The sequence below is a fragment of the Paenibacillus sp. Y280 genome, from assembly GCF_056786335.1.
This window is the reverse complement of sequence record NZ_JBXCIW010000005.1, coordinates 240,504-264,334: the sequence shown is the minus strand read 5'-3', so window position 1 is coordinate 264,334 and position 23,831 is coordinate 240,504. Positions and strand designations below refer to the sequence as shown.

At 45.1% G+C, this 23,831-nt stretch carries 39 protein-coding genes and 1 pseudogene; 5 read left to right on the top strand and 35 right to left on the bottom strand.

Going from position 1 to position 23,831, the window contains the following annotated elements; genetic code table 11:
* Positions 1 to 6: 6 nt before the first annotated feature.
* The 7 genes from AC1TPC_RS09145 to AC1TPC_RS09115 all read right to left on the bottom strand — a co-directional run bounded on the left by AC1TPC_RS09145 (position 7) and on the right by AC1TPC_RS09115 (position 3,683).
* Positions 7 to 492, bottom strand: a complete 486-nt coding sequence (locus tag AC1TPC_RS09145) for a hypothetical protein (protein WP_482066546.1) — start codon at positions 490 to 492, stop codon at positions 7 to 9.
* A 262-nt stretch (positions 493 to 754) separates the two neighbouring features.
* Positions 755 to 1,216 carry a hypothetical protein gene (locus AC1TPC_RS09140; protein ID WP_482066545.1) on the bottom strand — a complete coding sequence of 154 codons (462 nt, stop codon included), beginning with the start codon at positions 1,214 to 1,216 and terminating at the stop codon, positions 755 to 757.
* Between the two features lie 25 nt (positions 1,217 to 1,241).
* Positions 1,242 to 1,370, bottom strand: coding sequence for a hypothetical protein (locus AC1TPC_RS09135; protein WP_482066544.1), 129 nt, complete (start codon positions 1,368 to 1,370; stop codon positions 1,242 to 1,244).
* Positions 1,371 to 1,811 (bottom strand): BC1872 family protein, encoded by a 441-nt coding sequence (locus AC1TPC_RS09130; RefSeq protein WP_482066543.1) that lies wholly within the window; start codon positions 1,809 to 1,811, stop codon positions 1,371 to 1,373.
* A gap of 25 nt (positions 1,812 to 1,836) precedes the next feature.
* Entirely contained in the window at positions 1,837 to 2,013 is a 177-nt protein-coding gene (locus AC1TPC_RS09125; protein WP_482066542.1) for a hypothetical protein, read from the bottom strand.
* A 22-nt stretch (positions 2,014 to 2,035) separates the two neighbouring features.
* Positions 2,036 to 2,827 (bottom strand): DnaA ATPase domain-containing protein, encoded by a 792-nt coding sequence (locus AC1TPC_RS09120; protein ID WP_482066541.1) that lies wholly within the window; start codon positions 2,825 to 2,827, stop codon positions 2,036 to 2,038.
* Positions 2,745 to 3,683: a hypothetical protein gene (locus tag AC1TPC_RS09115; RefSeq protein WP_482066540.1), complete on the bottom strand. Its 939-nt coding sequence runs from the start codon at positions 3,681 to 3,683 to the stop codon at positions 2,745 to 2,747. Before AC1TPC_RS09115 ends, AC1TPC_RS09120 begins: the two co-directional genes overlap by 83 nt.
* Positions 3,684 to 4,015: 332 nt before the next feature.
* Between AC1TPC_RS09115 and AC1TPC_RS09110 the strand changes: the two genes are divergently transcribed.
* Positions 4,016 to 4,177, top strand: coding sequence for a hypothetical protein (locus AC1TPC_RS09110; RefSeq protein WP_482066539.1), 162 nt, complete (start codon positions 4,016 to 4,018; stop codon positions 4,175 to 4,177).
* Between the two features lie 39 nt (positions 4,178 to 4,216).
* On the opposite strand, the gene AC1TPC_RS09105 is transcribed toward AC1TPC_RS09110, so the two are convergent.
* From AC1TPC_RS09105 to AC1TPC_RS09015, 19 genes are all read right to left on the bottom strand, one after another.
* Entirely contained in the window at positions 4,217 to 4,573 is a 357-nt protein-coding gene (locus AC1TPC_RS09105) for a Lar family restriction alleviation protein (RefSeq protein WP_482066538.1), read from the bottom strand.
* Between the two features lie 163 nt (positions 4,574 to 4,736).
* Positions 4,737 to 5,180: a hypothetical protein gene (locus tag AC1TPC_RS09100; protein ID WP_482066537.1), complete on the bottom strand. Its 444-nt coding sequence runs from the start codon at positions 5,178 to 5,180 to the stop codon at positions 4,737 to 4,739.
* A 13-nt stretch (positions 5,181 to 5,193) separates the two neighbouring features.
* Positions 5,194 to 5,424, bottom strand: coding sequence for a hypothetical protein (locus tag AC1TPC_RS09095; RefSeq protein ID WP_482066536.1), 231 nt, complete (start codon positions 5,422 to 5,424; stop codon positions 5,194 to 5,196).
* Positions 5,417 to 5,899: an ead/Ea22-like family protein gene (locus tag AC1TPC_RS09090; RefSeq protein ID WP_482066535.1), complete on the bottom strand. Its 483-nt coding sequence runs from the start codon at positions 5,897 to 5,899 to the stop codon at positions 5,417 to 5,419. The genes AC1TPC_RS09095 and AC1TPC_RS09090 overlap by 8 nt, the downstream gene beginning before the upstream one ends.
* Positions 5,896 to 6,090 carry a hypothetical protein gene (locus AC1TPC_RS09085; protein ID WP_482066534.1) on the bottom strand — a complete coding sequence of 65 codons (195 nt, stop codon included), beginning with the start codon at positions 6,088 to 6,090 and terminating at the stop codon, positions 5,896 to 5,898. The genes AC1TPC_RS09090 and AC1TPC_RS09085 overlap by 4 nt, the downstream gene beginning before the upstream one ends.
* Positions 6,087 to 6,269 (bottom strand): hypothetical protein, encoded by a 183-nt coding sequence (locus tag AC1TPC_RS09080; protein WP_482066533.1) that lies wholly within the window; start codon positions 6,267 to 6,269, stop codon positions 6,087 to 6,089. The genes AC1TPC_RS09085 and AC1TPC_RS09080 overlap by 4 nt, the downstream gene beginning before the upstream one ends.
* 19 nt (positions 6,270 to 6,288) lie before the next feature.
* A complete protein-coding gene (locus AC1TPC_RS09075; RefSeq protein ID WP_482066532.1) occupies positions 6,289 to 6,609 on the bottom strand; it encodes a hypothetical protein in 321 nt (106 codons plus the stop codon).
* Positions 6,606 to 6,932, bottom strand: a complete 327-nt coding sequence (locus tag AC1TPC_RS09070; protein ID WP_482066531.1) for a hypothetical protein — start codon at positions 6,930 to 6,932, stop codon at positions 6,606 to 6,608. The genes AC1TPC_RS09075 and AC1TPC_RS09070 overlap by 4 nt, the downstream gene beginning before the upstream one ends.
* Positions 6,933 to 6,944: 12 nt before the next feature.
* A complete protein-coding gene (gene ssb / locus AC1TPC_RS09065; protein ID WP_482066530.1) occupies positions 6,945 to 7,361 on the bottom strand; it encodes a single-stranded DNA-binding protein in 417 nt (138 codons plus the stop codon).
* Positions 7,362 to 8,033, bottom strand: a complete 672-nt coding sequence (locus AC1TPC_RS09060) for an ERF family protein (protein WP_482066529.1) — start codon at positions 8,031 to 8,033, stop codon at positions 7,362 to 7,364. It abuts the gene before it with no gap.
* Positions 8,034 to 8,044: 11 nt separating this feature from the next.
* Complete coding sequence (locus AC1TPC_RS09055) at positions 8,045 to 8,533, bottom strand: siphovirus Gp157 family protein (RefSeq protein ID WP_482066528.1); 489 nt, start codon at positions 8,531 to 8,533, stop codon at positions 8,045 to 8,047.
* A 165-nt stretch (positions 8,534 to 8,698) separates the two neighbouring features.
* Entirely contained in the window at positions 8,699 to 8,839 is a 141-nt protein-coding gene (locus tag AC1TPC_RS09050; protein ID WP_482066527.1) for a hypothetical protein, read from the bottom strand.
* Entirely contained in the window at positions 8,832 to 9,146 is a 315-nt protein-coding gene (locus tag AC1TPC_RS09045; RefSeq protein ID WP_482066526.1) for a hypothetical protein, read from the bottom strand. Before AC1TPC_RS09045 ends, AC1TPC_RS09050 begins: the two co-directional genes overlap by 8 nt.
* Positions 9,143 to 9,433: a hypothetical protein gene (locus AC1TPC_RS09040; RefSeq protein ID WP_482066525.1), complete on the bottom strand. Its 291-nt coding sequence runs from the start codon at positions 9,431 to 9,433 to the stop codon at positions 9,143 to 9,145. Before AC1TPC_RS09040 ends, AC1TPC_RS09045 begins: the two co-directional genes overlap by 4 nt.
* Positions 9,399 to 9,653, bottom strand: a complete 255-nt coding sequence (locus tag AC1TPC_RS09035) for a hypothetical protein (protein ID WP_482066524.1) — start codon at positions 9,651 to 9,653, stop codon at positions 9,399 to 9,401. Before AC1TPC_RS09035 ends, AC1TPC_RS09040 begins: the two co-directional genes overlap by 35 nt.
* Entirely contained in the window at positions 9,650 to 9,982 is a 333-nt protein-coding gene (locus tag AC1TPC_RS09030) for a hypothetical protein (protein WP_482066523.1), read from the bottom strand. Before AC1TPC_RS09030 ends, AC1TPC_RS09035 begins: the two co-directional genes overlap by 4 nt.
* A gap of 279 nt (positions 9,983 to 10,261) precedes the next feature.
* Complete coding sequence (locus tag AC1TPC_RS09025; RefSeq protein WP_482066522.1) at positions 10,262 to 10,417, bottom strand: hypothetical protein; 156 nt, start codon at positions 10,415 to 10,417, stop codon at positions 10,262 to 10,264.
* Positions 10,418 to 10,682: 265 nt separating this feature from the next.
* The gene (locus tag AC1TPC_RS09020) at positions 10,683 to 11,522 is read right to left on the bottom strand and encodes an ORF6N domain-containing protein (protein WP_482066521.1); all 840 of its coding nucleotides are present in this window, start codon (positions 11,520 to 11,522) and stop codon (positions 10,683 to 10,685) included.
* A gap of 49 nt (positions 11,523 to 11,571) precedes the next feature.
* Positions 11,572 to 11,808, bottom strand: coding sequence for a helix-turn-helix transcriptional regulator (locus AC1TPC_RS09015; RefSeq protein WP_482066520.1), 237 nt, complete (start codon positions 11,806 to 11,808; stop codon positions 11,572 to 11,574).
* 143 nt (positions 11,809 to 11,951) lie between these two features.
* Here AC1TPC_RS09015 and AC1TPC_RS09010 point away from each other — a divergent pair, with 143 nt between their 5' ends.
* Together AC1TPC_RS09010 and AC1TPC_RS09005 are read left to right on the top strand one after the other, a co-directional pair.
* Entirely contained in the window at positions 11,952 to 12,533 is a 582-nt protein-coding gene (locus AC1TPC_RS09010; RefSeq protein WP_482066519.1) for a helix-turn-helix domain-containing protein, read from the top strand.
* Between the two features lie 242 nt (positions 12,534 to 12,775).
* A complete protein-coding gene (locus AC1TPC_RS09005; protein ID WP_482066518.1) occupies positions 12,776 to 12,994 on the top strand; it encodes a helix-turn-helix transcriptional regulator in 219 nt (72 codons plus the stop codon).
* A gap of 200 nt (positions 12,995 to 13,194) precedes the next feature.
* Here AC1TPC_RS09005 and AC1TPC_RS09000 read toward each other — a convergent pair whose 3' ends face one another.
* A complete protein-coding gene (locus tag AC1TPC_RS09000) occupies positions 13,195 to 13,512 on the bottom strand; it encodes a LytTR family DNA-binding domain-containing protein (RefSeq protein WP_482066517.1) in 318 nt (105 codons plus the stop codon).
* Between the two features lie 121 nt (positions 13,513 to 13,633).
* Here AC1TPC_RS09000 and AC1TPC_RS08995 point away from each other — a divergent pair, with 121 nt between their 5' ends.
* Entirely contained in the window at positions 13,634 to 15,091 is a 1,458-nt protein-coding gene (locus tag AC1TPC_RS08995) for a recombinase family protein (RefSeq protein WP_482066516.1), read from the top strand.
* 25 nt (positions 15,092 to 15,116) lie between these two features.
* Here the strand turns inward: AC1TPC_RS08995 and AC1TPC_RS08990 are convergent.
* Positions 15,117 to 15,401, bottom strand: a pseudogene (locus tag AC1TPC_RS08990) (glycosyl hydrolase family 18 protein); the annotation flags it as partial.
* Between the two features lie 708 nt (positions 15,402 to 16,109).
* Here AC1TPC_RS08990 and AC1TPC_RS08985 point away from each other — a divergent pair.
* Positions 16,110 to 16,721: a 3'-5' exonuclease gene (locus AC1TPC_RS08985; protein ID WP_482066515.1), complete on the top strand. Its 612-nt coding sequence runs from the start codon at positions 16,110 to 16,112 to the stop codon at positions 16,719 to 16,721.
* 78 nt (positions 16,722 to 16,799) lie between these two features.
* Here the strand turns inward: AC1TPC_RS08985 and AC1TPC_RS08980 are convergent, their stop codons facing one another.
* From AC1TPC_RS08980 to AC1TPC_RS08950, 7 genes are all read right to left on the bottom strand, one after another.
* Entirely contained in the window at positions 16,800 to 17,717 is a 918-nt protein-coding gene (locus AC1TPC_RS08980) for a helix-turn-helix domain-containing protein (protein ID WP_482066514.1), read from the bottom strand.
* A gap of 36 nt (positions 17,718 to 17,753) precedes the next feature.
* Positions 17,754 to 18,476, bottom strand: a complete 723-nt coding sequence (locus tag AC1TPC_RS08975; RefSeq protein WP_482066513.1) for a nucleoside phosphorylase — start codon at positions 18,474 to 18,476, stop codon at positions 17,754 to 17,756.
* A 4-nt stretch (positions 18,477 to 18,480) separates the two neighbouring features.
* Entirely contained in the window at positions 18,481 to 19,155 is a 675-nt protein-coding gene (locus tag AC1TPC_RS08970) for a sulfite oxidase-like oxidoreductase (protein ID WP_482066512.1), read from the bottom strand.
* A gap of 28 nt (positions 19,156 to 19,183) precedes the next feature.
* Positions 19,184 to 20,107, bottom strand: coding sequence for an ABC transporter permease (locus AC1TPC_RS08965; RefSeq protein ID WP_482066511.1), 924 nt, complete (start codon positions 20,105 to 20,107; stop codon positions 19,184 to 19,186).
* A 1-nt stretch (position 20,108) separates the two neighbouring features.
* A complete protein-coding gene (locus AC1TPC_RS08960; protein ID WP_482066510.1) occupies positions 20,109 to 21,158 on the bottom strand; it encodes an ABC transporter permease in 1,050 nt (349 codons plus the stop codon).
* Positions 21,151 to 22,650, bottom strand: a complete 1,500-nt coding sequence (locus tag AC1TPC_RS08955) for an ABC transporter ATP-binding protein (RefSeq protein WP_482066509.1) — start codon at positions 22,648 to 22,650, stop codon at positions 21,151 to 21,153. The genes AC1TPC_RS08960 and AC1TPC_RS08955 overlap by 8 nt, the downstream gene beginning before the upstream one ends.
* Positions 22,651 to 22,764: 114 nt before the next feature.
* A complete protein-coding gene (locus AC1TPC_RS08950; protein WP_482066508.1) occupies positions 22,765 to 23,820 on the bottom strand; it encodes a BMP family lipoprotein in 1,056 nt (351 codons plus the stop codon).
* Positions 23,821 to 23,831: the final 11 nt, after the last annotated feature.

Sequence of the window (23,831 nt, the reverse complement as noted above, 5' to 3'; positions counted from 1 at the left end):
CTTTGTTTAACCAACGAATTCGAATAAGTCCATCTGTCTATCGTCAACTGTTTGCAGCTTCGTCTTATTTTTTACATCCTTCAGCTTTGGTTGTATCTTGACTGGTTCAGCAACTGGCTTGTGCTCTTCCGCATAAATAATCTCCTCATGCGCGGCTACCCAATCAAAATACTCGTCGATCGCATCTTGGCCGATCCATGACCATGCATGCTCAAAATAGTTGTCCCATCCTTTTCCATCCTTTCGGAAATAATCAACCTTTTGAGCGCCCCAACTGTTGTAACCGGTTGGTGTTATGTAACACTCGTCCATCCAGCAGAATTCGTAACGCTCGCCGATCCTGACAATTGCAACGTATACGGTCCATGCGGTCTTGAAATAACCAAGGCAATCACCTTCGTATTGCTTTGATATTTTTGCTGCTACCTTTTCGTCAATCGTACGGAATGTGTCCTTCTGCAATGGCCTGTATTTTGGGTTTGTACGCGGCAAGGTTAATCCCTCCGATCTCAATCGTCTTTGTGCCGATGTATTTGGTGTTCGAACAACCGCATTGGCAAGTTGGCTCTTCGTATTCTCCGGCAGCTACTGCAAAATGTTGGCCGCAATCTTCACATTGGCAAAAATCGAATGTCATTCAGTATCTCTCCTTTGTCCTAATCTTCTGACTATTGAAATCCTATACAACCCTATAAGACCCTGTACGGCCCCCGCGTTGCTGGGATTATTCTGTCGATATGATGGCCTTCGGCCTTTAAACTGCTTCTAGGAGTTGTTTGATGTCATTTTCTAAATTCGCAATACAATCTTTCATCGAGTGACTTAAATAACACGGTTCTTCTTGATATTTTGAGTATTCTGCGATTACATCTGACACGGCATAGGTATAACCTCGTTCTATCAGAAACATCATGATTCGCATGTGTGGGTTGGTTTCATGATTAAACTTGAGATCCCGTTGTCTTTTCTCGAATGCTGTCATGCATGCTGAATCTAGTACATCGAAGTCTGCTAATTCTTTGTCTTTTACATCTATCACGATATAATGCGGAATCACTAGGAACTCCTTACCGCATTCGCTGCAATGTGGCCGCCAAAATGCATAACACCCGTATTTATCGTCAACTCGTATATCCTTAAAATCAAAGTCAGCATTTTCGAATACTACAAACCCCTTACAGTCCTTTTGATTACAACGATGTGCTTCAATTGCCATGTATATCGCTCCTCTAATTTTGGTTTTATTTTTGTTTCGGTTTTTTATATCCATCTCGCCCCGGGTGATCCTCCATACCGAAAGCCTCCATCCCTCTGCGTATAAATTCGGCATAGTCTTTTTCGTATAGCTCGTAGTCGTCGACCTTCTGCAATTACGTTTCCTCCCCAATAGTCGTCAGTAGCGCGGCGCGGCAGATGGCATTACACAAGTAGTCGTTTGCAACCCATTTGACCCCTTCTTTTCCGAAAGACACATCGAATACTGAATCCCCAGCAGTTTTAGCACTCTCTTCAATGGTCACCCAATAATCCATTTCGTTCATCTTTTGTATCACTTCCCAAGCCGCTGCAATATCAGTTGAATAACCTTTCGCATCGCTGTGACACATACCGAAATCCAATTGTTCTCCTTCGTGATTCCTTGGATTTATTCCATCTCCATTGCTAGGAGGTTGGATAGATTTTATCAGTAATGGTTGACCTGGATATTTCTGAGTACTACTGATTCCCCATCCCAAAATTTTCACAGCCACCAAATGTTCCATTTCTCTCCCGGCACCCATCACCAACACTTGCTCTCTTGTTAAAGTCATTACGCTTCCTCCTATTCACTCGACTCTATACTTCCACCGTATCACCCAGTTGGATAATCGCTTTTTCAAACGTCATGCGAAGGTATTCGTCTGCCTTCTTTGCTGCCATCAATTCATCTTCACCATAAGAGGTGTGTACACCCTCCTTAACGTTGTTACCTGGCAAAATTGCTTTATATTCGGTCAAATAAGATTTCCTCATATCCGTAATCATCTCCTAATTATCAAGCTTCTTCTCGTAATCTATAATTAAGCTCCCGACCGCCCTGTATCTCCACGCGGAACTCTTTGCACATTTCGTTGATGCGGCTGCCTAAACCCTCGTCCAAGTCCAGCAAGTAATCTCTTGTTCGCTCAGTCGATATCATGATTGGCTTACGCTCCTGATAGCGATAGTTGATAATTTGGAATAGCTTTTTAACTTCGTAATCGCTTGGTTTAGTCGGTGGTTTGAATAGGTCGTCGATATACAGAAGGTCTACGGTCTGCATCTTCTCAAACCGTTTATTGTTTACGTCCGTTTTGCTCATGTCATCCTTTACTGCTTCCATCGTTTCCACCCATGGAACATATAGAACCTCTTGCCCTTGATCCATAAGTCCGTTCGTGATCGCCATAAGCAAGTGTGTTTTACCACAGCCGGGGCGACCCATGAGGATGATTCCGTTATTCGGCGTTTTTCTAATCTCGGCAAATTTCTTGTAATAGATCACCGCCTTTTTGTAAGCGGCGACAATCGAAGGTGGCAAATCGTTTGCGTTGAAACTTCCGAAAGTCATTTTACGTAACTTGCTGGTTATCTGACTTAACCGCATGATTTTTTCGACCTTTGCCCTCTCAATGCATTCGCAAACTTTCCAGTGATCCATTATGACCTCAACAGATGATCCATGAACCGTCTGCACTACAGGAGCCTTAACGAAATGACCGCCTTCATCCTTGCACAGCTGGCAGCGATATATCGACATCGTCCCATTTTCCTGTGTAGACTTTGGATTCTCCTTGCTCCATTCCATTCCGCGTTGAAGTATTTCCTGAAACTTTGCCTCTTTGATCGCCTCGGCTAAACTCGTCATGTCCTTTCCGTAAATTGGATTGAGTTGTTCCATTTTTTACACCTTCCTTCTGAGCTTCTTTATGTTTAGCAGCTTCTGCTCTGTTTTTAATTCCTTTGACGATCCAATCCTCAGCAACTTTTTTCATGTACAGCACGTTCGGATCGGTCACGCCGTTCTCGCCCATTTGCATAAATACTTCTCGCACAAATGAATCGTCGTAACCTCTGTCAAAAAGGTCCATAACGTAATTTCCAATGTGACCGTTGTACTGTATTTTTTTGAACGAAAAGATATATGCGTCCATTGCAGTTTTAGGCTCGTTATTATCAGATACAACAGAAGAAGAATAAGTTCTTAAGTTCTTAAGTTCTTCTTTCGTGGTTAGCTGCTGGTTAGCTGCTGGTTGGCTGCTGGTTGATGGTTGGTTGCTCTGCTGGTTGGCAGAACCCTCAATCCCTTGCTGTGACTGATCTGGTTGCTGGTTGCTCTGCTGGTTGAATTTTGCGTAATTTTTAATAGCATATAGAGTGCACTTGCGATGCTCTGAAACGACCTCTATCATTCCTTCTGCTTTTAGCTTCTTTATAAGAGTCCTCAACCGTTGCTCACTAACTTTTAAACGCGCACTCCATTTGATCCGACCAAAAATAAATTCGCCATAATTGACGACTACTATTTCACCATCAACAAGCTCTGTATGAGGCTCTTGTGCAAACCTAGCTCGGTACAGCATCTCGAACCATACTTTGAAATATTCAGCGTCTTGATAAATCCAATGGTCAATAATACCTCGATCCAAACCGATGTAAGCCACAAGCTACACCGCCTGTTCCTGCTTACTACGAATGTCATACCATCGGTTCTGACACGACTTAGCGGTTCGATGAAGTCGTTCAGACGCTTCGTTGAATCGATCCAGAACTTTTTTCCTCACAGGAGAGGACATAATCTCTGTCAAAACGGCATCATCCACGCTCGACCACTCGTGATAGTAATACTTAGTTTTTGTTTCCATATCGCTCATCCTTCCCTTGTTAGTTACGCTTGTTTTCTTATTTCTACTGTATCCTACTTTATCCTACTTTGCAAGATACTTTGAATATTTTATCCTACTCGGTGGTATAATGTCCTATCGAGGTGATATGAATGGTACGTCAAGCTAATAAAGCTAAAATATCGATAACCATAGATTTAGAAGTACATGAGGTCATTCAGCAGGAAGCTGAGAAGGACGATCGTACTGTGAGCTCCATGATCAATAAGATTCTGAAAGATTGGTCAAAAGGTATATCAGAGAAGGGCGAGTAATCGCCCTCTGCTGGAGTTTGTTCCTGATGCTAAAAAGGATTAGTCCTCATATAGAACAGGCGTTACGATCGGCGTCCAGTGTGTATGATAATCAGGCCAATCAGAGTCAAGTGGCGTGCCGCAATACGGTGGTTCTTCAATTGGGAATGACCACCACAACACAGGTCCGTAGTCCTCGCCCCAATCGTCAATTTTCCTAGCTGTTTCATTGCGATCATTCCATACGCTCTCTGCGTATTTATAAGCTTCTTCAACTGTTCTCAACGAAGCTTGTTCTATCTTCGCTGGACACCGTTGACTTACACATCCTACGCCTGCTAGATATCCTTTTCTGTACCTCTTGTTTCCTTTTCTTTCTGCTTCTCTGCCGCAAAATGGGCACGTCTTCAATTTCATCTCTATTCCTCCCAGTGTTTCGAATCATTGTTTCCGTATCTTTCGTACCATCGCTGGGCATCCCAATTCTTAATGAGTAGAATCATAGCTTTGACATGTTCCTTTACAGTGTCACGCAGCGTTACTTCGCAGTACTGGACCTCACCTGTTTCGTTAGGGTGTTTCATTTGTTGGCTCCTATTGCATGACTTTCATTAAGGATATTTGTTATCTGCTCCTGATACATTCCGTATGGCGTGTTCTCTCTCAGTTTGGTTAAGTAGCCTTCTAGCAATTCCACACGCTTCCGAAGATCGTCGCGTTCTGACTCTAGTTCAAAAATTAAGATTGGATAATAGTTAAACTCGCGTTCTTCCAGTTCCGCAACGCGCTGCCGCAGCTCGTCACGTTCCTTTCCAGCAGCTTCAGCCCTAATCTCTACTACTCTTTTCCCGATTTTCTCATGCGTTTCAGCGCTGATTCCTTCTCCTATATGCACATCAAATCGGCCGGATTGAACTTCTTTATAAACTTCTCTTACCTTTGAATAAATAGCGCCAAAGTGCTGGTTGTCAGCTACGTTATCAAGCCATATCAAAAACGATGCTTTATTGATCATTTCACTCATTCTCTATATCCCCCTAGTAACTCGATTTGTTGTAGATCTCAGCAGCTTCGTCGACGGAAACCCAATCAAAATTTGCTCGTATGGCGTACACAATCTTCTGTATTTCATTTTCACTCGTTCCCATAGCTTTCAATGCTTTAATTGCATAGCCTAAGCAGGCGTTATTTGACCACTCCTCTACGATCTCCATAGATCCACTTTGGGGCACATACTCGACAACCATCTCTTTAGGGTAATCACTCATTCTCTTCAGTCTCCTTCGGATCAGGCTTTGAGAGAGTGGAGAGGACGGAACGGGCGCGTTTGCCTCCATCATTTTCTGTCTTACTCCACCACCAATTTTCGCTATCCGCATACCATTCCAGCGCTTCCTTCATGGCGGTGTGTTCCTCTCCAACCTTTATCAATTGACAAAGAGGGCAAGAATATTCGTCACTGTCAGCATCGGTATGATCTGCCGACATTGCGAAACCACAATCAGGGCAAATCCACTGCGCTAGTCGTTTTACCTCTTTGTTTGCCTTCTCCAGTTCATCAAGGAGGTAGCTTATATAGGTAGGAGTGTTGGCGATTAGGTTCGCATCTCTTTCGATTAAACCGCCGCATATATAAAAACCATTTCCTGAAATGCCTAATGCGTTTGCGAAAAACTTATCAGGAACGATAGTCCATTCTCCTGAAGTTCGTTTTTCCAACGCTTCTTTTATAGCTTCAATCATTTGGTTTCCTCCTTAAGCAGTTCGCCTTTCGTCTCCCAGATTGCACTTTCCGAATCTGTCCATTCATGAAAAAGTTCTTTAGCGTAGTGGGTTTCCTCATTCAATCGTTCTTCCATAGTTGTAGATTTTTCGTAACACTCAGCATCAAGATCGATAATTCTTGTGATTGTTACAGTTATTTTCGCTTTCATTTTGAGTCCTCCAATTCGAGTTGTAGTTGCTTTTCTAATGGCTCATAACCACTGCAGCCGTTATCACCGTAGAGGTATTTGCCTTTGTTATCATATGTGTACCAACATGCCTGCACCTTATCACCCCAAGCCATCATCGGGCGGTTGTAGAAGCACCCTATACAATCCGGATCAGTCATTCCAATCCCTCCAATAGGTTTATAGGTCAATCCCTCTTAATTTACGTTTATAGCGAATGCCTGCCGGATCTCCATCAAGCCATCGATGACAAGGCGAGCATGCGTGAAGCAAGTCCTCGACGGTAGTCTTGTGAGTTAAATGCTTGCGTGAGGTAATGTGAGCCCTCTCTGTGGCTCTAGCCGAGCTACAAAGCTCGCACACGCCTTCTGAGCGTTCCTTCAACTGTTTATCTACCTTGGCGCTAATGTCGCCCATTTGGCGTTGTGTGAGCTTTACGCGCGTCTTTGCTGTTTGGGATGCTTTGGAGATTGCGCGAACTGGTTGATTCGATAGATTCATACGTCTACCTGGTACTTTAAAATGGATTGCAGCGCGCTTAGTTGGCTCTTGATTGCGTCAACCGATTCAAGCGCTGCCTTAAAGCGAACCTCGTCATAATCACGTTTGAAGAGGAAATCCCCTACATTGCCTTTTGCTACGTCCGCGATCATGCCTACCGCCATACTTTCTGACTTTAGCTTTAGGATCTCTTGAGCGAGCTTTACGCGATATACTTGCTCAGAGGAAGCCTTAGCTTCCCCCAGCTTGTACAGCTCGTTAGCAGCCTTCTCTAGCCGCTTAGATGCGGTATATACCTCTTGGGTTACTTGTGCTATTTCCATTTATCTCACTCCTCAGAATGGAAGATCATCTTCAGATATATCTATTGGAGCGCCATTGTCTTGGAAGGGATCGCGTTCCGTATTAGGTTTATCAGCACGCTGCGAGCCGTCTTTGTTTGATTCGAGGAATTTCACATTGTCAGCAATTACTTCAGTCACATACACTCGTTTGCCCTCGTTATTTTCATAGTTGCGTACCTGAATTCGGCCCTCTATTGCTGTGAGGCGACCTTTACGAAGATACTGAGCGCATGTTTCTGCAAGCTGCCTCCATGCTACAATTGGGATAAAATCCGCTTCCTTCTCCTTGCCCTGCCCTACTGGACGGTCACATGCTAATGTGAACTGGGTAACGGCTACCCCTGCAGGGGTATACCGCATATCTGGATCCTTAGTCAGTCTTCCTATCAAAATTACGCGATTCAACATTTAGGCACTCTCCTTTTTCTTGTTTAGTCCTTCTTGCAAAATGTGCTCCATCTCGCGGTAATTACGCTTTTTCTCTTGCTGACCAACTACCCATGCGTCGAATCCATCCGAGCTACCTTTGAATAATTCGTACTTTGCTTTGAGAGTGACAGGTGGAATATCTTGTTCTTGTTCTTCTGTCGCTTTTGCCTTCGCCTTCTCAGCTTTCTGTCTGCGATCTTCGTCGAGTTTCGCGCTCGCAACATGGTCACCATCGTCTCCAGTTGAGATCATGAACGTTTGACGCTGTGCGTATTTAAAGGCGCCTGTCATAGCTTTGTTGCTTCCTTTGTCTTGGGAGTCAGATCCGTAACCGATCGTTTGAATTTCCTCAGATTCACCAGTTTCTGAGTCGCAAATCTTGTAAGTGACAATTACCTTCGTAAGAGGTGTAATGGTCTTTTTGTCATATGCAAACGACTCCAACACGACTATTTCTGATTCAACATTTATTGGGAACATCACAAGGCCATGCGTGATGAAAGCTCGTTGTAAACTGCCTGTTGTCTGCTCTTCCGACAGGTATGAATACATCTTTTTGCCGTTCTTATCCTCAATGTCGCCATCCTTTTGGAGTTGGCCCACATCTTGCATGACCGCGACTATCTTCTTGTAAAGAGCTGCTTTGCTCATGCCAGACCCTCCTACTTGACCTTTAATTTCTTATCTTGCCGAAGCTCAGCGCCAGGAATCACTTTTCCTTTTTGCAATTCTTCTTTAATCAACAACTTGTCCGGCGCCACAACCAATGAAGTACGCACATACTGCTTTGGCAGCAATGCTTGATTCGTAATCTCCACGCGCGGCGGATTCGTTCCAATTTTGATTTTGAACAATGATGACTTGATTTCAGGCGTATTAGTCCTCATCATCTCGCGCTCAACGTAGCCGTGAAGCCATTCTCCGTCCTTCCGAAGCTTGTCCGAGCGAAGTTTAAGGCGCTTGATCTCATTTTCGATAGCCTCGGCCTCTGTAATCTTGCTATGTGAGAGTTTAATGATCCCCTCAGCCTTTTGTTGGAACGATAGGTCGATTGTCTCTAACACGCCTTCCAGCCCTTCTACGCCTTCTTCCTCCATCATGTAAGCGACTTGGTTTAGCGATTCAGATAGCTCATATAATTTAAGTGACATTGAAATCAGTCTCCTAGTCGTGTATTATTGGGTTAGAAACTTTCATATTTGCCTTACTGGAGCTGTTGACGCAGCTCCTTTTTCTTTTGTGCTGGCATGCGTTCATGGAGGTTGAGCAACATGAGTTTTTTAATCCTCTTACCATTCTTTCTGTGTTCCCAGTTCTTAGAAAGTAAAAGGAAGCCCAAAGTTCTCTCGCTCATGTACTTCTCGCTCATATCTCGCCTTCTCCTCTCGGCGTAACAATTCGCCGTCATCCTTTAGTTCCTCGTATTTGTCGCCGTCTGGAAGGTATCGTTCATTCATTTGGTTGCTCCGTTCCTAGTGCAGATCGAGCGATTTCTGCCATTTCTCTGCCATCTTCTCCAGTAGGATTCGTGTAATTCGCAATCTCTTTCAGCGCCTTTCGCAGTTCATTTCTTTCTTTCATTAAATCATCACAAAGCGTCATAAATTCGTGGCTGGTATGAACTCCCCAACTTTGCATAAATCCAATGTTCTCAAACAGGAGTGTGTCGATTTCCTTCCTAAACGTTTCTGGGTTTACTGGGACTTTTAATCCAATGGATATAAACAAGTCGTGGTTGACTGTTAACTTGTTTTCAGTACTCACGCGGCCCCACTCTCCCTATCAATGATCTGTTTAGAGACCCACACAAGTTCTCTCTGGCCTTCCTGCGCCACTATCTCCGCCTCATACTCAGCTCCAGGATGCATCTGTTCGAAATGCTCGTCCAATCGCTCCAACGCTTCCTCCATGGGCAACAGTTCCGTTTTAAGCCACCTTACAAGGCCTTCAGCGTCCCATTTGCCACTAAACTCACAACGGCGTAGCTTTTGAATGGCTCCCCACATTACGTCAATCTCAGACGGCTTTTCTTGGTTTGGAATGTACGTCATGCGATTTTTCCTCCTTGAATCCCTTAGATTTGAGGTGAGCGATGTACCGTTCTTTGCTCTTTCCGAGTTCGCCCAGCGTGTGCGTCCATTTAGTAAGCGGAACCTGTGTTTGTGCTTTCTTGTATCCGCGCTCAAACTTGATAAATTCGCCAATGAACTCGTATTGAAGGTAAACGTCTGCGTCAGAATCGTATTTTGAGAGAATTAAATTGCTGGTCACGTTCTAAAACCGCCTTTAACATCGAGTTCTGTAATAATCAACCTAATCGAGCCATGAACCCATTCTTCTCCGCAGTCGGTTTCAAATGATTCAAACACATGTACCCAAGCCTCTTTCACAACTCTTGCTGATAAAGAATCATGATTATCTTTGACCTGAATCGGTTCCTCGCTTTCGTTATTAAGATTTTCAAAATTGCGGTATTGCTCCAACATTTCATCGAACCTCTGCACTGCATCGTCTTTGTGTAGGAAGAGTTCTTCCAATGTTGGGAACCCCATTGTTCGGCTGCTGGACTCTTCTATTTTGTAAATCACAATGTCACTCATACTCGAATTCCGCCTTTTCCCATCAACATTGACTCAAACGATACGTTTTTCTTACCTTGCTCGGTTAGCCAGTACTCGTTATCTCTTGGATTGTAGATGCGTGGTGATTGACTAGGCTTTTCGACGATTCTCATTTCCCAAACCTCGCTTTCCTAAATTCGCTGATTGATAGTTCCTTTTTGTTATCCTTCATTGCTGATAGAGAGTTTTGCGATACGTTTCTCAAAGGCTTTGCGTAGCCAGTTCTTTCGGCGCGAGTTATGTTAGGGTCTTGCATGGTTAGGCCACCTCGTTTAGCATTTCTTCGAGTTCATCCAATTCCTCTAAAGCAAAGTCGATTGAGGTTTGATTTCCACCGTGTTCAACATCAACAGTATCAAGCCAACTCTTTATTGAATTAATGTTTTTTTCGATTTCTTGGCGTGATATTGTCATTCCCGTTCACCTTCCAATTCTTTTTCATTTCCTCCACCACAATCGGCAACTCCTCTTCAAAGTATCGCGTCATGATGTTCAATCGTTCGTGGTATGCTGCTTCTCTGTAGGCTTTTAAGGCTTGCTGAGAAGCGTATAGAGAGTGGTTCACGCGCCTTTAGCTTTCTTTCCTTGTCGCTGTAGCGCTGGGATTAAGTGACGGCTTATTGCATCTGCTATGAGCTTTCTTTGTGCGTTGGTCATTGTTTGACCCTCCCTTAGGCTGCTATTGGACTAATCTGAGATTGCTTTTTGCTTTTTCTTTAGCCAGCAACCCAACTAGGATTGAGTTGAACTTTTCCAAGCAGCCGATACGAACCATTACATCAATTCCGTTAACTTTGGATTTTAATGTGGATTCGGAATACCACTTGCCCGTTTTTTGGTTATAAGCATCTTGGATCTTAGCTCTTTCGTTTTCCACACGCTGCTTTACATCGATCCCGTGCGCGCTTTTTAGGAAGTCATATACTTTGTTGTACACTTCGTTATGACCAAGCCTAGTCCAACGAGCGTATTCATTCACTGTGGAAACAACTTTAGTGTGATCGGGAATTGCAGTCATATTATCTGTGATTGTTTCGACTGCCTCTTTAACCTCGTCCATCCCTTTGAACTTTTCTTCTAACTGCTGCTGCTTTGCTTCAAGGACGTTGTGTTTTTGCTCCATCATGATCATGAATTGGAGTTGTGGACTAAGACCGGAAATTTCCGACTGCGCTTGTTTCAACTGTTCAATTTTTTTAAAATAATCATCAACCAATTTCGTGTACGCTTCCCAGGCTTGATCTGTGTTTAGTGATTTCGCATGTAGGAAAGCGCCTTTTTCAGTCCAGAGATACAAAGTGTGAGCAGTTTTTAAGGAAGCATGAATTTCATGCTCGTATACAAAGTCTTTTCTCTCGTCACCAGTAAGAACAAAGTAATGTTCGTCTTCTTGGTATCTTGATTTGTTGTAATTGAAGTTATAATTTATCCTTTTCAAATCAGTGCCGAATACCTCCGCTAAATGCGCACTAGTTAGCACGCGCTGTTTATTTCGTTCAATCACTTTCAATTCCGTCATTTCCAATCACTCCTTTATTTAGTTTTGAATATGGATTAAAATGGTGTAGTTAAGCCGATTGTTCACTTTTGCAACCATTTTCAATAAAAAAAATTTCATCAAAACCGACATTCAAGATATCGCAGATCCTTTTTGCAATATCCGGCCCAGGATTCCTTGTACCATTGGATATTTGGCATGCATAAGGTCCAGATATTTTTATTTCTCTACCGAAACTCCTTTGTGTAAAACCATTTTTAATCAATATTTTTTTGAAAACACCTGAATCTTTTAGAATGATTTTCATTTTTATCACCTCCTTGGTTACAAATGTGCTAACACTTATGTACACATAGTATACCATTATGGATGCAATTGCAACCACTTTTTTAGATTGTTTTATTTATAATTCCACTATTGTGTTTATACTATTTTATGAGGTGGTTACAATTGAAACCAATTGAATTTGGGGAGTATTTAAGGAGATTACGCAAGAATAAAAAATTAACTATTAGACAACTTGATCTTTACTCAGGGGTATCACATTCTTACATTTCACAAGTTGAAAGGGGAGCGCGAGGTGTTCCTTCACCTGAAATATTGAATAAACTAGCAAAACCATTAGGCGTTGATTACGAAGAGTTAATGTATAAGGCAGGACATAGTAATGTAGATTCCTCAGATTTGGATAAGTTATTGTGGAATGTATACTCATACTTTTTCAAGTCAATGAGTGATGAAGAAATTAGAAATCTTATTATTGCGAACAAACGAAAGGAAGGCGCTGAAGATAAGGAGATAAGTGAACTGATAGAACTAATGAATAATGCAGATATACATAGTGTATACGAGGGATTAGAGATGAAAGAAAAAATGAGTATGCTGAATACTTTTATTGATTTATACGAACCAAATGGAAATAGCAAAATTGAACAGTACGAAGAAAACACCATTAAATTGGCGGAACAAATAAATAACTTACCAGAAAATAAAAAGATGGCCTTAAAGATATTATTAGAAAGCGAAGAATGAAATCAAAAGCATGCGATGTTCTAAGGTAGATATAATTTCACTGAATGATGGATCATTAGCTGACTTTAATTTGTTTATCACTTCTTGTAGTTTAAGTGGATCAGATATGGTAGCCAGGTATTTAGTTATACTGTCCATTAATTCAACACCGTCCCGTTCTAAGTTAGTATACGAACATTTTATACGAACGAGTGTTCGTATACAAGGGCAAGTTTTTTATAAAATTATAAGGTGGCACGGATATGGAGCTTGTACCCGTCCGCTGCCGAATCCCTGAATTGCTTCTCCGAATCGGAAAAGACCAGCAATGGCTGGCCGATATATCCGGTAAAGGAGCGCAAAAAATATCCGATTATTGTAACATGAGAGGTATTATGAACTTACGAACAGCCGCGCTTATGGCAAAATACCTCAAATGTCAAATTGACGATATTTACCTATGGGAATGGCAGCAGAAGTAGCGTGGCTACTTCCCGAGACGAGTACACGATTTCGAGTAGTGAAAAATCAATTTCAATACCCTATGTACCGCTGCCATTGTGAGTCCCAAAAATTAACAATCGCTACCAGTTTTATTTGTCTTCATTGTAATCCCATAAATCTACGAAAGCTGTCGAATGCTGTCGAACGATTTTTACCATTCGTGTTACGCGAACGGTTCTCATTTAGCGCCGATAATCGCTTCTAATTCAGCTCGTTTCCTACGTGATACGGAATAAATTGATCCGTCCACCGTGACATTTCCGTCAACATAGTCCTTTATCTGGGCTATGTTTATGATTTTGTTTTTGTCGATTTGAAAGAACCCGAACCGGGACATTAAGTCGTTTACCTGCCCAATTGTCGAAGGAAGATAAAACTCTCCGCTTGCTGACTTAACGATGATTTTCCTCGTCTCTTCGTCCTTATAGATACAAAACACCTCGTTTACTTCGATGTTGCGCATTTCTCCATCTTTGCCGAATGCCGGAATTGACATATACTCACCCCCTTGTTTAGGGTAGTAATACCCAATTGTAAGAATTTTAGTCGATGTAAATCGAATCGTATTGATGTAAACTGTAGATAGGTAGTAGGTCTTCTTTATTAGGAGGTACAACATGAGAGCATACTTATACATACGTGTATCTGACGATGAGCAAGTAAAAGAAGGTTTCTCCATTACTGCACAAGAGGCACTATTGCGGCGCAGATGCGCGGAATGGGGTTATGATATTATCGAAATGTTCGTCGATGAAGGATATTCGGCTAAGAATACCAAGCGGCCAGCTTTCCAAAGTATGATTACTAATATCCAAAAATGTGATGTAATTGTATTTTGGCGACTAGACCGGTTCTCTCGTCGTTCTCGGGACTTCCAAAAGATCATGGAGATGCTGGAAGCAAAGAATGTCGGTATCCGATCAGCTACAGAGAACATAGACACCACCTCTGCGATGGGTCGATTCCAATTGGAGTTAGCTATCAGTCTAGGTCAATTAGAGCGTGAGACGACCGCTGAGCGCGTCTTCTTTGTCATGGAGGAACGTGGAAGGAAAGGTCTTCGCAACGGCGCGCGCGCGCCGTATGGATATGATTTAATTGATGGCAAGCTGCATATAAATGCGGCTGAAGCTGAAGTAATTAAAAGGATATACGACCTATATCTCAGACCAATGAGTAACCGGGTAATTGCGAAACAATTCAATCAACCGCCGGCCGTTCCCCATCGCGGCACATTATGGACACCAACCAGTATCCGCGACATTCTAACTAATCCGGTATACTGCGGAAAAAATCGATGGAATTATCGCAAATCGAGTGGACAACGTACTCACAACGAAATCATAGTCGATGGAGAACATGAGGGGATTATATCTGAGGAATTGTATGAACGTGTCACTGAAGCCCGTACAAGGCGTTACGTGAGAAGAGAAAAAGTACACTCAGGTTTTCACTTCACCGGAGCATTGCGCTGTGGTCGTTGCGGTCATACTTTAGTCGGCAGAGCAACAAAACGCAAAAAAAGTGGATATACGGATCGCTCATATCTCTGCCTCGGTAAAGCAAATCTCGGAATATGCACCCTGCCCCAACTCAAAGAGAGCTTGGTTGAAGAGGCGTTCTTAGCTGAAATATCTCCAGGTAGTAAATCACTTACTACGCTTATTAAGATTGACGAGAAACCCAAAGAGTCATTTGATCAAGTACAGGTTAAACGTGAGCTAGAAGCCATTGCAGGACGGCGTAAGAAGTGGCAAGAAGCCTTTGCAGCCGATGTAATCACTTTAGATGAGCTTAAAGGACATATGGACACTGAACGGGCCAAGGAGGAGTTACTGCGCGGTAAGTTAGAAGCCGCAGCTACTATCATCAGTCATTATTCTAGGGAAGAGATTACTCGCTTAATCGTGGACTTCCGCAATCTGTGGTATGAAATCGAAGATGAGGCATCGAAGAAAGCGTTTGTGCAAGAGGTGTTCAAAGAGATCGTGGTTAATACTCCGGTTGAAAGAGGAAAAGGCGCGCCTAATACGGTTATTCCTGTTGAAATCGTGGATCTCAAGTTTAATATGTGACCCAACGGCTATGTAATGATAGTCTTGGGTCTCCAAGCACAATCGTTCCATTCGGAACATTGATCGCTCCCGCTTCATCCTGACAAGCCCAAGTAGTCGGATTAGGACTAGTTGGATCAGAATTTCCATGAGAGCCATTCCAGCAAATATCGGCAAAAGCATAATTGATATGAGTCAGTTTGGAAGCATCGATATCCGTCACATTATAACCGCGCCCATAAGCGCCCCATGCTGGAAAATACCCGATTACTTTATACGAATTATTCGCCGCCCCTTCCGCTGCGGAAACAACCGTCGAGGCAGCCGGCATAAGCAGGCCAGCCATCGAAAGAAGCATCGCCGTCAGCATCACAAGTGTGGAAGCTTTCTTCATCGCCTTCTTCTTATTCATTCATCAATCTCTCCTCTCAAATTTGAAAAACATTCCGTCTTCTTCAACGTTTAAATACTGCAGTCTCATACAAAAGCGAAGCAGCAAATCAACATTCACCCCCGAGTTGAATTTACAATGATTGCGTTTACATTTATGGGTATATTAAATATTTTGAGGGATAAGTAACATGATTGAACAGGGGGACTTTTTGATGTTTAGGGGGTAAGTTTCTGTTAAATTTTATATATTAAAATACGAACTCCTCTATTTAAATATGATCTTTCGAACACTTTCAAATAAAAGATTTAAATTTTGCCTATCCTTGAATAGACAGCTCCCCTCTAGTCACAAAATACATCCATTACTTCGAAAGGGGGGAACCTGCCATGGCGAAGCAGCAAGGTCACGCGACCAAAAACACGACTACAAAAAGTTCTGATAAAAAAAGCAACGGATCCGGCAACAACCACTAAAAGGTTCAGATGTTCCCGCTAAAACACAAACAACCCATTACCGGCTTAATAAGCTCTGGTAATGGGTTGTTTCGTTTGCGCAATAAAAGGTTATTTATCTTTTTTGTCGAATTATTTCATAAACGATAGTACCTTATAGTACCTTATTACAAAAAAAAGTGGTGAATCTACTATGACTAATTATTCTTATACTGTTATTGATTTTGAAACGAGCGGCCTCGATCCGAAGAAGGACCGGGTTATAGAAATGGCAGCTATTCGCTGCGTCAATGGCGAAATCGCCAGTGAGTTCAGCACGCTAGTCCGATATGACGGCAAGCTTTCCGCGAAAATAACGGAGCTGACCGGCATCACCGACGATATGACTGCTACCGGCATGGACGAGGATACCGCATTCCGTATATTGAACCGCATGCTGGGCGACAACATCTTGATTGCTCATAACGCCGCCTTCGATCTCGGCTTCCTGCATCATTCCTTGCTTCGAATAGCAGGCAGATCATTTTCGAACAGCTTTATCGATACGCTGACGATTAGCCGTACCAGACATGTCTATCCGCATACGCTCAAGGACATGTCGGATCGCTATGGCATTCCGTTAATTGGCGGCCACCGCGCGCTGAATGACGTGATTGCCTGCTGGGAAATTTTCAAAAAAATGAACGATGAGCAAACGGTTGACAGCTACATAAATACACTGGGTTATCTCAAAAAGTTTGGTCCGCCTGCTTGGAGCCCGCCCGGCACAAGGCTCGAAGCGACAGAGCTAAAATATGCGCGCTAGACGCGCTCCTTCCCTTTGTCCGATTCACCGGCATTTTTGTTCGCGGCATCCCGGTCCTGCTGTCAGAAATCGTCACTTTTATGATTCCGGCTTCAAACCTCTGCTATCCAAAATTTGCGTATCCACCGCGTTCCTGTAAGCAATCGGTGTCATCCCCGAATATTTTTTGAACATCGCGTGAAAATATTGCCGGCTCCCGACGCCTACATAGTCACAAATGTCCGCAATCGCAACATCCGTCTCACGCAGCAGCATTTTAGCCTTCTCCATCCGCAGCTCGGTCAAATAGCCAGTTAATGTCTTGCCGTAGTGCGCGCTGAATATTCGGTGCAAATAGCCTGGATGCAGGCTGACTGCCGCTGCAATGTCCTTTACTTGAATGTCTCTATCATAGTTGTGATGCATGTAAGCAATGGTTTGCTTCATATAGAGCTCTACGGTGTTGATCCCCTGTGTTCCAGACTCGCCGTGCAAGCGTGCAATCGCCAAGATCAGCTGCGCAAACAACAGCTCCGCCTTCAAATTAATGTTTTTGCCGCGGCTGTCAAGCTCGAGTACCAAGCTCTTAACCACCTGATAGACCTCGCTTGGATCACGCAGCAACAAATAAGAGGACGGCTCTGTGATCAATTTGGCCACAAATTCGTCCTCCAAAGAAAGCTGACGCATAGAAGGGAACGCCGCCAGGCGCTCCCTAAAATCAAATTCGACGTTTAGCATCCGGCACGGCCCGCGCTCGTCAACGATAAGGCGATGGGAAACATTTGCATCTAGAATGATAAATTCGCCCTTTTTAAGTGTCATCTCGCAGGCAGCGGCAGCCTCCGTCGCTTCAACCTCGATGCCGCAAGACCCGGAAATGACATACATAATTTCAATCGAATCATGCGTGTGAAAGGACATAGAATAATCTGCCCACTGCTTAAAATAATAAGCGAACACATGCGGATGCAAATCCCCATTCAACCACTCTCTTTTGAACAGCGTTCCGCCCACGAAATGTCTCCCTCCTAGCTCAGCAACAAATAATAGTTACACAGATGCAAGCTTAACAATAGCTTTCAGCGCCGTATTGATTTCCCGCTCAACGGCCTTCGCCACTACGTCGGTATGCGGATCGTACTCGCCCGCCAAATCGGAATCTGCATATCCATCGAGCGCCAAAATCGCGCCTGCACGCGCTCCGCGCAGCGAAGCTATGACATACAATGCGGCAATTTCCATCTCTACGGCAAGGACGCTAGCTTGCTTATATTGACGGTGTGGAATTTCCACAACACCATTGAAGAACACATCAAGCGTTACCGTAATGCCCTTCTTCACGATGCCTTCGCTCTCAAGCGCCGCTTCGTACAGCGCCGCCGTAACCTCACTGTCTGCAACGGCCGGGAAGCCGGCAGGAACGAGCTGATGCGTAAGTCCTTCCGCACGGACTGCCGCCGTACTGACGACAAGGCTTCCCGCAGGATGATCTGCCGAATAAGAGCCGGCGGTTCCTACACGAATGAGCGTCTTCACGCCACCGCGAATGAGCTCCTCAAAGCAGACAGCCGCTCCCGGCGAGCCAACTCCGTGGCTCACTACCGCAAGCTGCACGCCTTCGTACTCGCCCACGAACGTCCGGTATTCACGGGCGAATGCGAGCTCTTTTACATTTGCAAGCTTCTGTGAAATCGTCTCTGCACGGCGCGGATCGCCGCATACGATTGCAATAGCCGGCAAATCTTCTGGATTGACTTGTAGTATTGGCAGCATCTTATTAATCAAACTCCTTCTTCATCCATTCGTCCTCAGGCATCGAGTTTTCGTCGCTGCTGAAGCGCTGTTCCTTAAACGGATCCGCGTAGTTGTGAAAGCCGTTGCGCTCCCAGAACCCTTCGCGATCCTCTTTCATAAATTCAATGCCCGTAATCCACTTCGCGCTCTTCCAGAAATATAAATGCGGAACGAGCAGGCGCATCGGCCAGCCATGCTTGTCGGTCAATGGCTCCCCATCGTAGCGATGCGCGAGCAATATGTTCTCGTGAAGCAAATCTTCAAGCGGCAGATTGGTATCATAATCCTCGTCCGCATGAATCATCACATATTTCGCATCCGCCTTTGCGCCAAGCAGAGGCAAAAGGTCCTTGAACTTAATCCCTTCCCACTCTGTGTCCAGCTTCGACCAGCGCGTAACGCAGTGAATGTCGCAAGAGATTTTGGTTTGAGGCAGTGCGAGAAGCTCCTCGAAGCTGAATGAGCGCTCCTCCTCGACTTCACCAAACACCCGAAGCGACCATTTGCTAATATCGTAACGAGGCACGTCCCCCTCATGCAAAATAGGAAACCGTTCCGTTAGCGTCTGGCCTGGCGGTACACGATCGGCAAGCTCAGGAGAAACCTCCGCTTGTCTAATCGCAGTTACTTTTTTCAGACGATCTGCTTTTTTGTGCATCGTGATTACCTCCATATTCAATATCAAATTAGCGTGAGCTTTCATTCGATTTGCGAGCTTCCTGCATATAGCCTTTATCTTTAAAGAAGAGCATAGCGGCAATCGTCACGATGTAAGGCAGCATCATCGTAAAATGAGTCGGCAAGGCAAAGCCCTGCAGCCTAATGCTAAGCGCGTCCATAAAGCCAAACAACAAGCTTGATGCCGCAACGCCAAGCGGATTGGACTGGCCGAGCATCGTTGCAACGAGAGCGATGAAGCCTCTTCCCGAGGTCATCCCCTCAGTAAACATCGTTACATTGCCAAGCGACAGCTGAGCTCCGGCAAGTCCGCATAACACGCCGCACATTAGTACTGCACCATATTGGAGACGAGATACTTTAATACCAAGGCTCTTTGCCGCAGTCGGATTCTCGCCTGCTGCCAGCAACCGGAAGCCAGTGACCGTTTTGAACAAAAACCACTGCAGCGCAATAACGAGCACAATAGATAAATAGACGAGCGGCGAATGGCCAGAAAATACATCTCCGAGCCAAGGAATATCCTTGAGCACCGGAATATCCCATTTCGGAAGCCCTATCATATCCTTATTGTAATATGCCCCTTTAACATCAAAGATCGCACGCAGCGAGAAGGTCGTCAGTCCTAGCGCCAGAAAATTGAGCGCAATACCGACAACGATGACATTGGCCTTGAGATGGATGCTCATATAGCCAAACAATATTGAAAATACGAGCGAGCATAATATCGCAAACAGCACCGCGGCAAAAACATTGCCCGTAAAGTGGTTGCCCACGATTGCAGAGAATGCTCCAATCAGCACCAAGCCCTCTAAGCCAACGTTAAACAATCCGACTCGAGCGCATATAGCGCCGCCAAGTGCTGCTAGAAGAATAGGCGTGACCATGCGAAGCGTCGAGGCATATAGCGAGACATCCAATAAAAAATCCATACTATGACCTCGCCTTCTTGCGTTTAATGAACGAATAAGTGATTTTGGCCGATACGAACAAAATGAGCACCGCTTGAATGATGCTGGACACCTCTAGCGGCACTTCAGTGTTGCGCTCCATGCCCATGCCGCCTGTTTGCAGCGCGGCAAGCAATATAGCCGCGAACGCCGTACCAAGCGGATGTGACCCGGCAAGCAGTGTTGCCATGATGCCTGACCAAGCGTATCCCGGTGATGTTAATGCGCCATCTAAATAACGATATTGCGTGCCAAGTACTTCGACAGAGCCGGCAAGTCCGGCAAAGCCGCCGCTGACGAACATGCTCAGCAGCATCATTTTGCCGCGCTGCACGCCCCCATAGCTTGCGAATAGTGGATTGCCGCCCAGCATTCTAATTTCATAGCCCTTTACCGTGTAGCGCATAAACAGAAAGAGCAGCACCGCACAGGCTGCGGCAATAATAAAGCCCGCATGAAGGCTCATCCCTTTAAACAGCTTTGGCAGCCACACGCTCTGGTCAAGCATAACCGTTTGCGCCATTGCCGCAGAGCCAGTCCGGTCCTTGAGCGGATACGATACGATGTAGCCCGCAAATAACGTAGCAATATAATTGAGCAATAATGTTGTGATAAGCAAATTCATGCGAAATCTCGCATCCAGCCAGCCAGCAAAGGCCGACCATATTCCCCCGGAAATAATACCGGCAATAATAGCAGCTACAAGCTTAAACCATCCAGGTCCAGGCAAATAAATAGCAGTTACAGCTGCACTTAGCGCCCCAAGCACCATCTGCCCTTCCGAGCCCATATTAAAAAATCCAGCACGAAAGGCAAGGGCTACGCCAAGTCCGATCAAAATAATAGGCGTAGCCCGGCTTAACGTATTCGCAAAAAAGTAAAAGCTGCCGAAGGCGCCCTTCCACATTTCCGCATACGTCTCCATGACGGAGCCTCCGACGATTGCGATGGCGATCGCGCCTGCTGCAAGGCCAACGATAACAGCGAGCAGCGGCTGCAGCAGCGAACGTCCATATTGTAACAGCTTATCCAACTGCTCTTCCTCCCGCCATTAACAAACTAATTTGCTCCTCTGTTGCCGTGTCTGCATCCAGCTCGCCAACGATTTTCCCCTCGAACATGATCAAGATGCGATCCGACAGTTTCAGTATTTCCGTCAACTCCGAGGAAATGAGCAATATCGCCCCTCGCTCATCCCGCTTCTTTAGAAGCTCGCCATGAATAATTTCCATCGCGCCAACATCGACGCCCCGCGTCGGTTCTGCCGCTATTAGAAACGGAGTTTTCTGTGCAAGCTCACGGGCAACGATAAGCTTCTGCAGATTCCCGCCTGACAAAAACTGAGCCTTCGTAGACAGAGAGCCTGTCTTGATTCCGAATCTTGTCACCCATTCGCTGATCATTTGCCTTATGCTCGTACCGTTCAAGACGCCATATTTCTGATGCCTGCCTGTATGTCCCATTAATCCGTTCTCGGCAACTGTCGCATCCTTCGCAACGCCCCATTGATAGCGGTCCTCGGGAATATGGGCAAGTCCGCGCTCGCGAATAGCCCCAACCGGCGCACCCGTCACGTCTTGTCCAAGCAGCTTGATCGTTCCGTCATCCGGCTTCAATAGACCTGAAATCGTTTGTATAAGCTCCGATTGGCCGTTGCCTGAGATGCCGGCGATGCCAACGATTTCTCCTTCATTGACATGAAGGCTGACGTCGCTCAGCAGCGGCTTCGTCTTCGTACCCTTCATCGACACGTTTGATACTTCCAGCACAGGCTTACCGCTGTCAGCCTCATTACGCGATATATGTACTAAGTCTCGGCCAACCATAAGCCGCGACAGATCTTCCGCACTCGTGTCCTTGGCGTCAAGCGTCCCTGTGACCTTGCCGTCTCGCAGCACCGTTACCCGGTCCGCAACTTCCATAATTTCCTGCAGCTTATGGCTGATTAATACGAAGCTCTTTCCTTGCGCGGCTAAACCTTTGATCGCGATCAGCAGCTCTTTCACCTCAAGCGGCGTTAAAACACCTGTCGGCTCGTCCAATATAATAATTTCTGCTCCCTGATAGAGCACCTTTAAAATTTCAACGCGCTGCTGCATGCCCAAGGAGCAATCCGCAACCTTCCTCCACGGATCGACAGGCATTCCGTAAAGCTTCCCAAGCCTTTCGGTTTCCGCGGCAGCAGCTTTCCGATCGAAGCCGACTCCCTTGGAGGGTTCACGTCCGATCACAATATTTTCTGCGATCGTAAACGTCGGGAACAACATAAAATGCTGGTGTACCATCCCAATTTTATGATTGATCGCATCAGCTGGGCTTGCAAAGGAAACCGGCTTGCCATCCAGACGAATCTCGCCGATAGTCGGGCTTTCCATGCCGTATAAAATGCGCATCAGCGTCGTTTTTCCTGCACCATTCTCACCGACCAAGGCATGAATTTCTCCTCTTTGCAGCGAAAACTGCACACCGCTATTTGCGGTTACGCTACCATATGACTTGGTTATGCTATCCATTTGCAGCAACATCCAAACGCCCTCTCCTTTCATAGCCGTATAAACAAAAAAAAACCACTTCCTCCAAAATGGAGGAAGCTTCCAATCAACAAGCAAGCCGGCTGCATAGGCAGCCGGCATGTCAACCTATTGGGCTAGCGGATTTACAACAACGATTTTACCAGATTTAATATCTTCAGCGATAGCTTTTACTTTATCAACGTTCTCTTGGCCGATGAACGGGCTAAGAGCTGATTTGCTGTCTCTCGTTACGAATGTAAGGCCTACGCCGTCTTCTTTCAAGCCGTAATCGGCAACGCCGTATGCGAAGTTTCCTTCTACGAACGTTTTTACCGTTTCATAAGCTACGGCGTCGGTACCCTTCAATTGCGATAGAACGATATGCTCTGGATCTTCATCGGTACGGTCTGTATCTTGGCCGGATGTGAAGAATCCTTTCTCCTTCGCTGCTTCGAATACGCCGTTGTCGCCGACAGCCGCCATACCTGCGATGTAGTCTGCGCCTTTGGATTGTTGAAGCAATGCAAGCTCCTTGCCTTTAACCGGATCATTGAAGCTGCCTACATAGTTGACAAGGAATTGCGCATCAGGATTCGTGCTTTTCAAGCCTTGCTCGAAGCCGGAAGTATATTTGCTAAGCAGTGGCGCGTCCATTGCGACAACAGCGCCAACGATGTTTGTTTTAGTTGCAAGGCCAGCAAGTGCTCCCATCAGGTAGGAAGCTTCATGCTCGCGGAAGTTAACGCTGCGAACGTTCGGGAGATCAACAACTGTATCAATGATTGCAAAAGGCTTGTCCGGATTTTCAGCAGCTACTTTTTTAAGAGCATCCTCTGCTTGGAACGTTGCCGTGATGATAAGGTCATAGTCTTCAGCAACCGTTGCTCGAAGATTTTGTTCAAAAGCGGCTGGGTCAGTAGATTCGATCGTTTTTACTTCAGCGCCGAATTCATCGCCTGCTTTTTTAAAGCCTTCATCCATCAATACGAAAAACTTGTTAACGCCAATTTTCTCTGGAAGCACGAGCGCGATTTTTTTCTTTTCAGCTTTATCGCCAGCTGCATTATTTGTCGCTGCGCTGTTATTCGCTGCGTTTCCTCCATCGTTTTTATTAGATCCGCAAGCTGCCACAATCGCAACCATTAGAAATAACGATACCGCTAAAGCAAGTGCCTTCTTCATCGAAATCTCCC

Bases quoted from the DNA above. Each gene is read 5' to 3' on its own strand.
- AC1TPC_RS09090 (WP_482066535.1), bottom strand. From the start codon at position 5,899: ATGATTGAAGCTATAAAAGAAGCGTTGGAAAAACGAACTTCAGGAGAA.
- AC1TPC_RS08985 (WP_482066515.1), top strand. From the start codon at position 16,110: ATGACTAATTATTCTTATACTGTTATTGATTTTGAAACGAGCGGCCTC.
- AC1TPC_RS08950 (WP_482066508.1), bottom strand. From the start codon at position 23,820: ATGAAGAAGGCACTTGCTTTAGCGGTATCGTTATTTCTAATGGTTGCG.
- AC1TPC_RS09095 (WP_482066536.1), bottom strand. From the start codon at position 5,424: ATGAGTGATTACCCTAAAGAGATGGTTGTCGAGTATGTGCCCCAAAGT.
- AC1TPC_RS08965 (WP_482066511.1), bottom strand. From the start codon at position 20,107: ATGGATTTTTTATTGGATGTCTCGCTATATGCCTCGACGCTTCGCATG.
- AC1TPC_RS09020 (WP_482066521.1), bottom strand. From the start codon at position 11,522: ATGACGGAATTGAAAGTGATTGAACGAAATAAACAGCGCGTGCTAACT.
- AC1TPC_RS09130 (WP_482066543.1), bottom strand. From the start codon at position 1,811: ATGACTTTAACAAGAGAGCAAGTGTTGGTGATGGGTGCCGGGAGAGAA.
- AC1TPC_RS09100 (WP_482066537.1), bottom strand. From the start codon at position 5,180: ATGAGTGAAATGATCAATAAAGCATCGTTTTTGATATGGCTTGATAAC.
- AC1TPC_RS09025 (WP_482066522.1), bottom strand. From the start codon at position 10,417: ATGACAATATCACGCCAAGAAATCGAAAAAAACATTAATTCAATAAAG.
- ssb (WP_482066530.1), bottom strand. From the start codon at position 7,361: ATGTTGAATCGCGTAATTTTGATAGGAAGACTGACTAAGGATCCAGAT.
- AC1TPC_RS09125 (WP_482066542.1), bottom strand. From the start codon at position 2,013: ATGAGGAAATCTTATTTGACCGAATATAAAGCAATTTTGCCAGGTAAC.
- AC1TPC_RS09060 (WP_482066529.1), bottom strand. From the start codon at position 8,033: ATGAGCAAAGCAGCTCTTTACAAGAAGATAGTCGCGGTCATGCAAGAT.
- AC1TPC_RS09040 (WP_482066525.1), bottom strand. From the start codon at position 9,433: ATGACGTACATTCCAAACCAAGAAAAGCCGTCTGAGATTGACGTAATG.
- AC1TPC_RS09075 (WP_482066532.1), bottom strand. From the start codon at position 6,609: ATGAATCTATCGAATCAACCAGTTCGCGCAATCTCCAAAGCATCCCAA.
- AC1TPC_RS08955 (WP_482066509.1), bottom strand. From the start codon at position 22,650: ATGTTGCTGCAAATGGATAGCATAACCAAGTCATATGGTAGCGTAACC.
- AC1TPC_RS09085 (WP_482066534.1), bottom strand. From the start codon at position 6,090: ATGAAAGCGAAAATAACTGTAACAATCACAAGAATTATCGATCTTGAT.
- AC1TPC_RS08995 (WP_482066516.1), top strand. From the start codon at position 13,634: ATGAGAGCATACTTATACATACGTGTATCTGACGATGAGCAAGTAAAA.
- AC1TPC_RS09110 (WP_482066539.1), top strand. From the start codon at position 4,016: ATGGTACGTCAAGCTAATAAAGCTAAAATATCGATAACCATAGATTTA.
- AC1TPC_RS08975 (WP_482066513.1), bottom strand. From the start codon at position 18,476: ATGCTGCCAATACTACAAGTCAATCCAGAAGATTTGCCGGCTATTGCA.
- AC1TPC_RS09070 (WP_482066531.1), bottom strand. From the start codon at position 6,932: ATGGAAATAGCACAAGTAACCCAAGAGGTATATACCGCATCTAAGCGG.
- AC1TPC_RS09105 (WP_482066538.1), bottom strand. From the start codon at position 4,573: ATGAAATTGAAGACGTGCCCATTTTGCGGCAGAGAAGCAGAAAGAAAA.
- AC1TPC_RS09055 (WP_482066528.1), bottom strand. From the start codon at position 8,533: ATGTCACTTAAATTATATGAGCTATCTGAATCGCTAAACCAAGTCGCT.
- AC1TPC_RS09005 (WP_482066518.1), top strand. From the start codon at position 12,776: ATGGAGCTTGTACCCGTCCGCTGCCGAATCCCTGAATTGCTTCTCCGA.
- AC1TPC_RS09140 (WP_482066545.1), bottom strand. From the start codon at position 1,216: ATGGCAATTGAAGCACATCGTTGTAATCAAAAGGACTGTAAGGGGTTT.
- AC1TPC_RS09000 (WP_482066517.1), bottom strand. From the start codon at position 13,512: ATGTCAATTCCGGCATTCGGCAAAGATGGAGAAATGCGCAACATCGAA.
- AC1TPC_RS09015 (WP_482066520.1), bottom strand. From the start codon at position 11,808: ATGAAAATCATTCTAAAAGATTCAGGTGTTTTCAAAAAAATATTGATT.
- AC1TPC_RS09080 (WP_482066533.1), bottom strand. From the start codon at position 6,269: ATGACTGATCCGGATTGTATAGGGTGCTTCTACAACCGCCCGATGATG.
- AC1TPC_RS09120 (WP_482066541.1), bottom strand. From the start codon at position 2,827: ATGGAATGGAGCAAGGAGAATCCAAAGTCTACACAGGAAAATGGGACG.
- AC1TPC_RS09030 (WP_482066523.1), bottom strand. From the start codon at position 9,982: ATGAGTGACATTGTGATTTACAAAATAGAAGAGTCCAGCAGCCGAACA.
- AC1TPC_RS08970 (WP_482066512.1), bottom strand. From the start codon at position 19,155: ATGCACAAAAAAGCAGATCGTCTGAAAAAAGTAACTGCGATTAGACAA.
- AC1TPC_RS09050 (WP_482066527.1), bottom strand. From the start codon at position 8,839: ATGAATGAACGATACCTTCCAGACGGCGACAAATACGAGGAACTAAAG.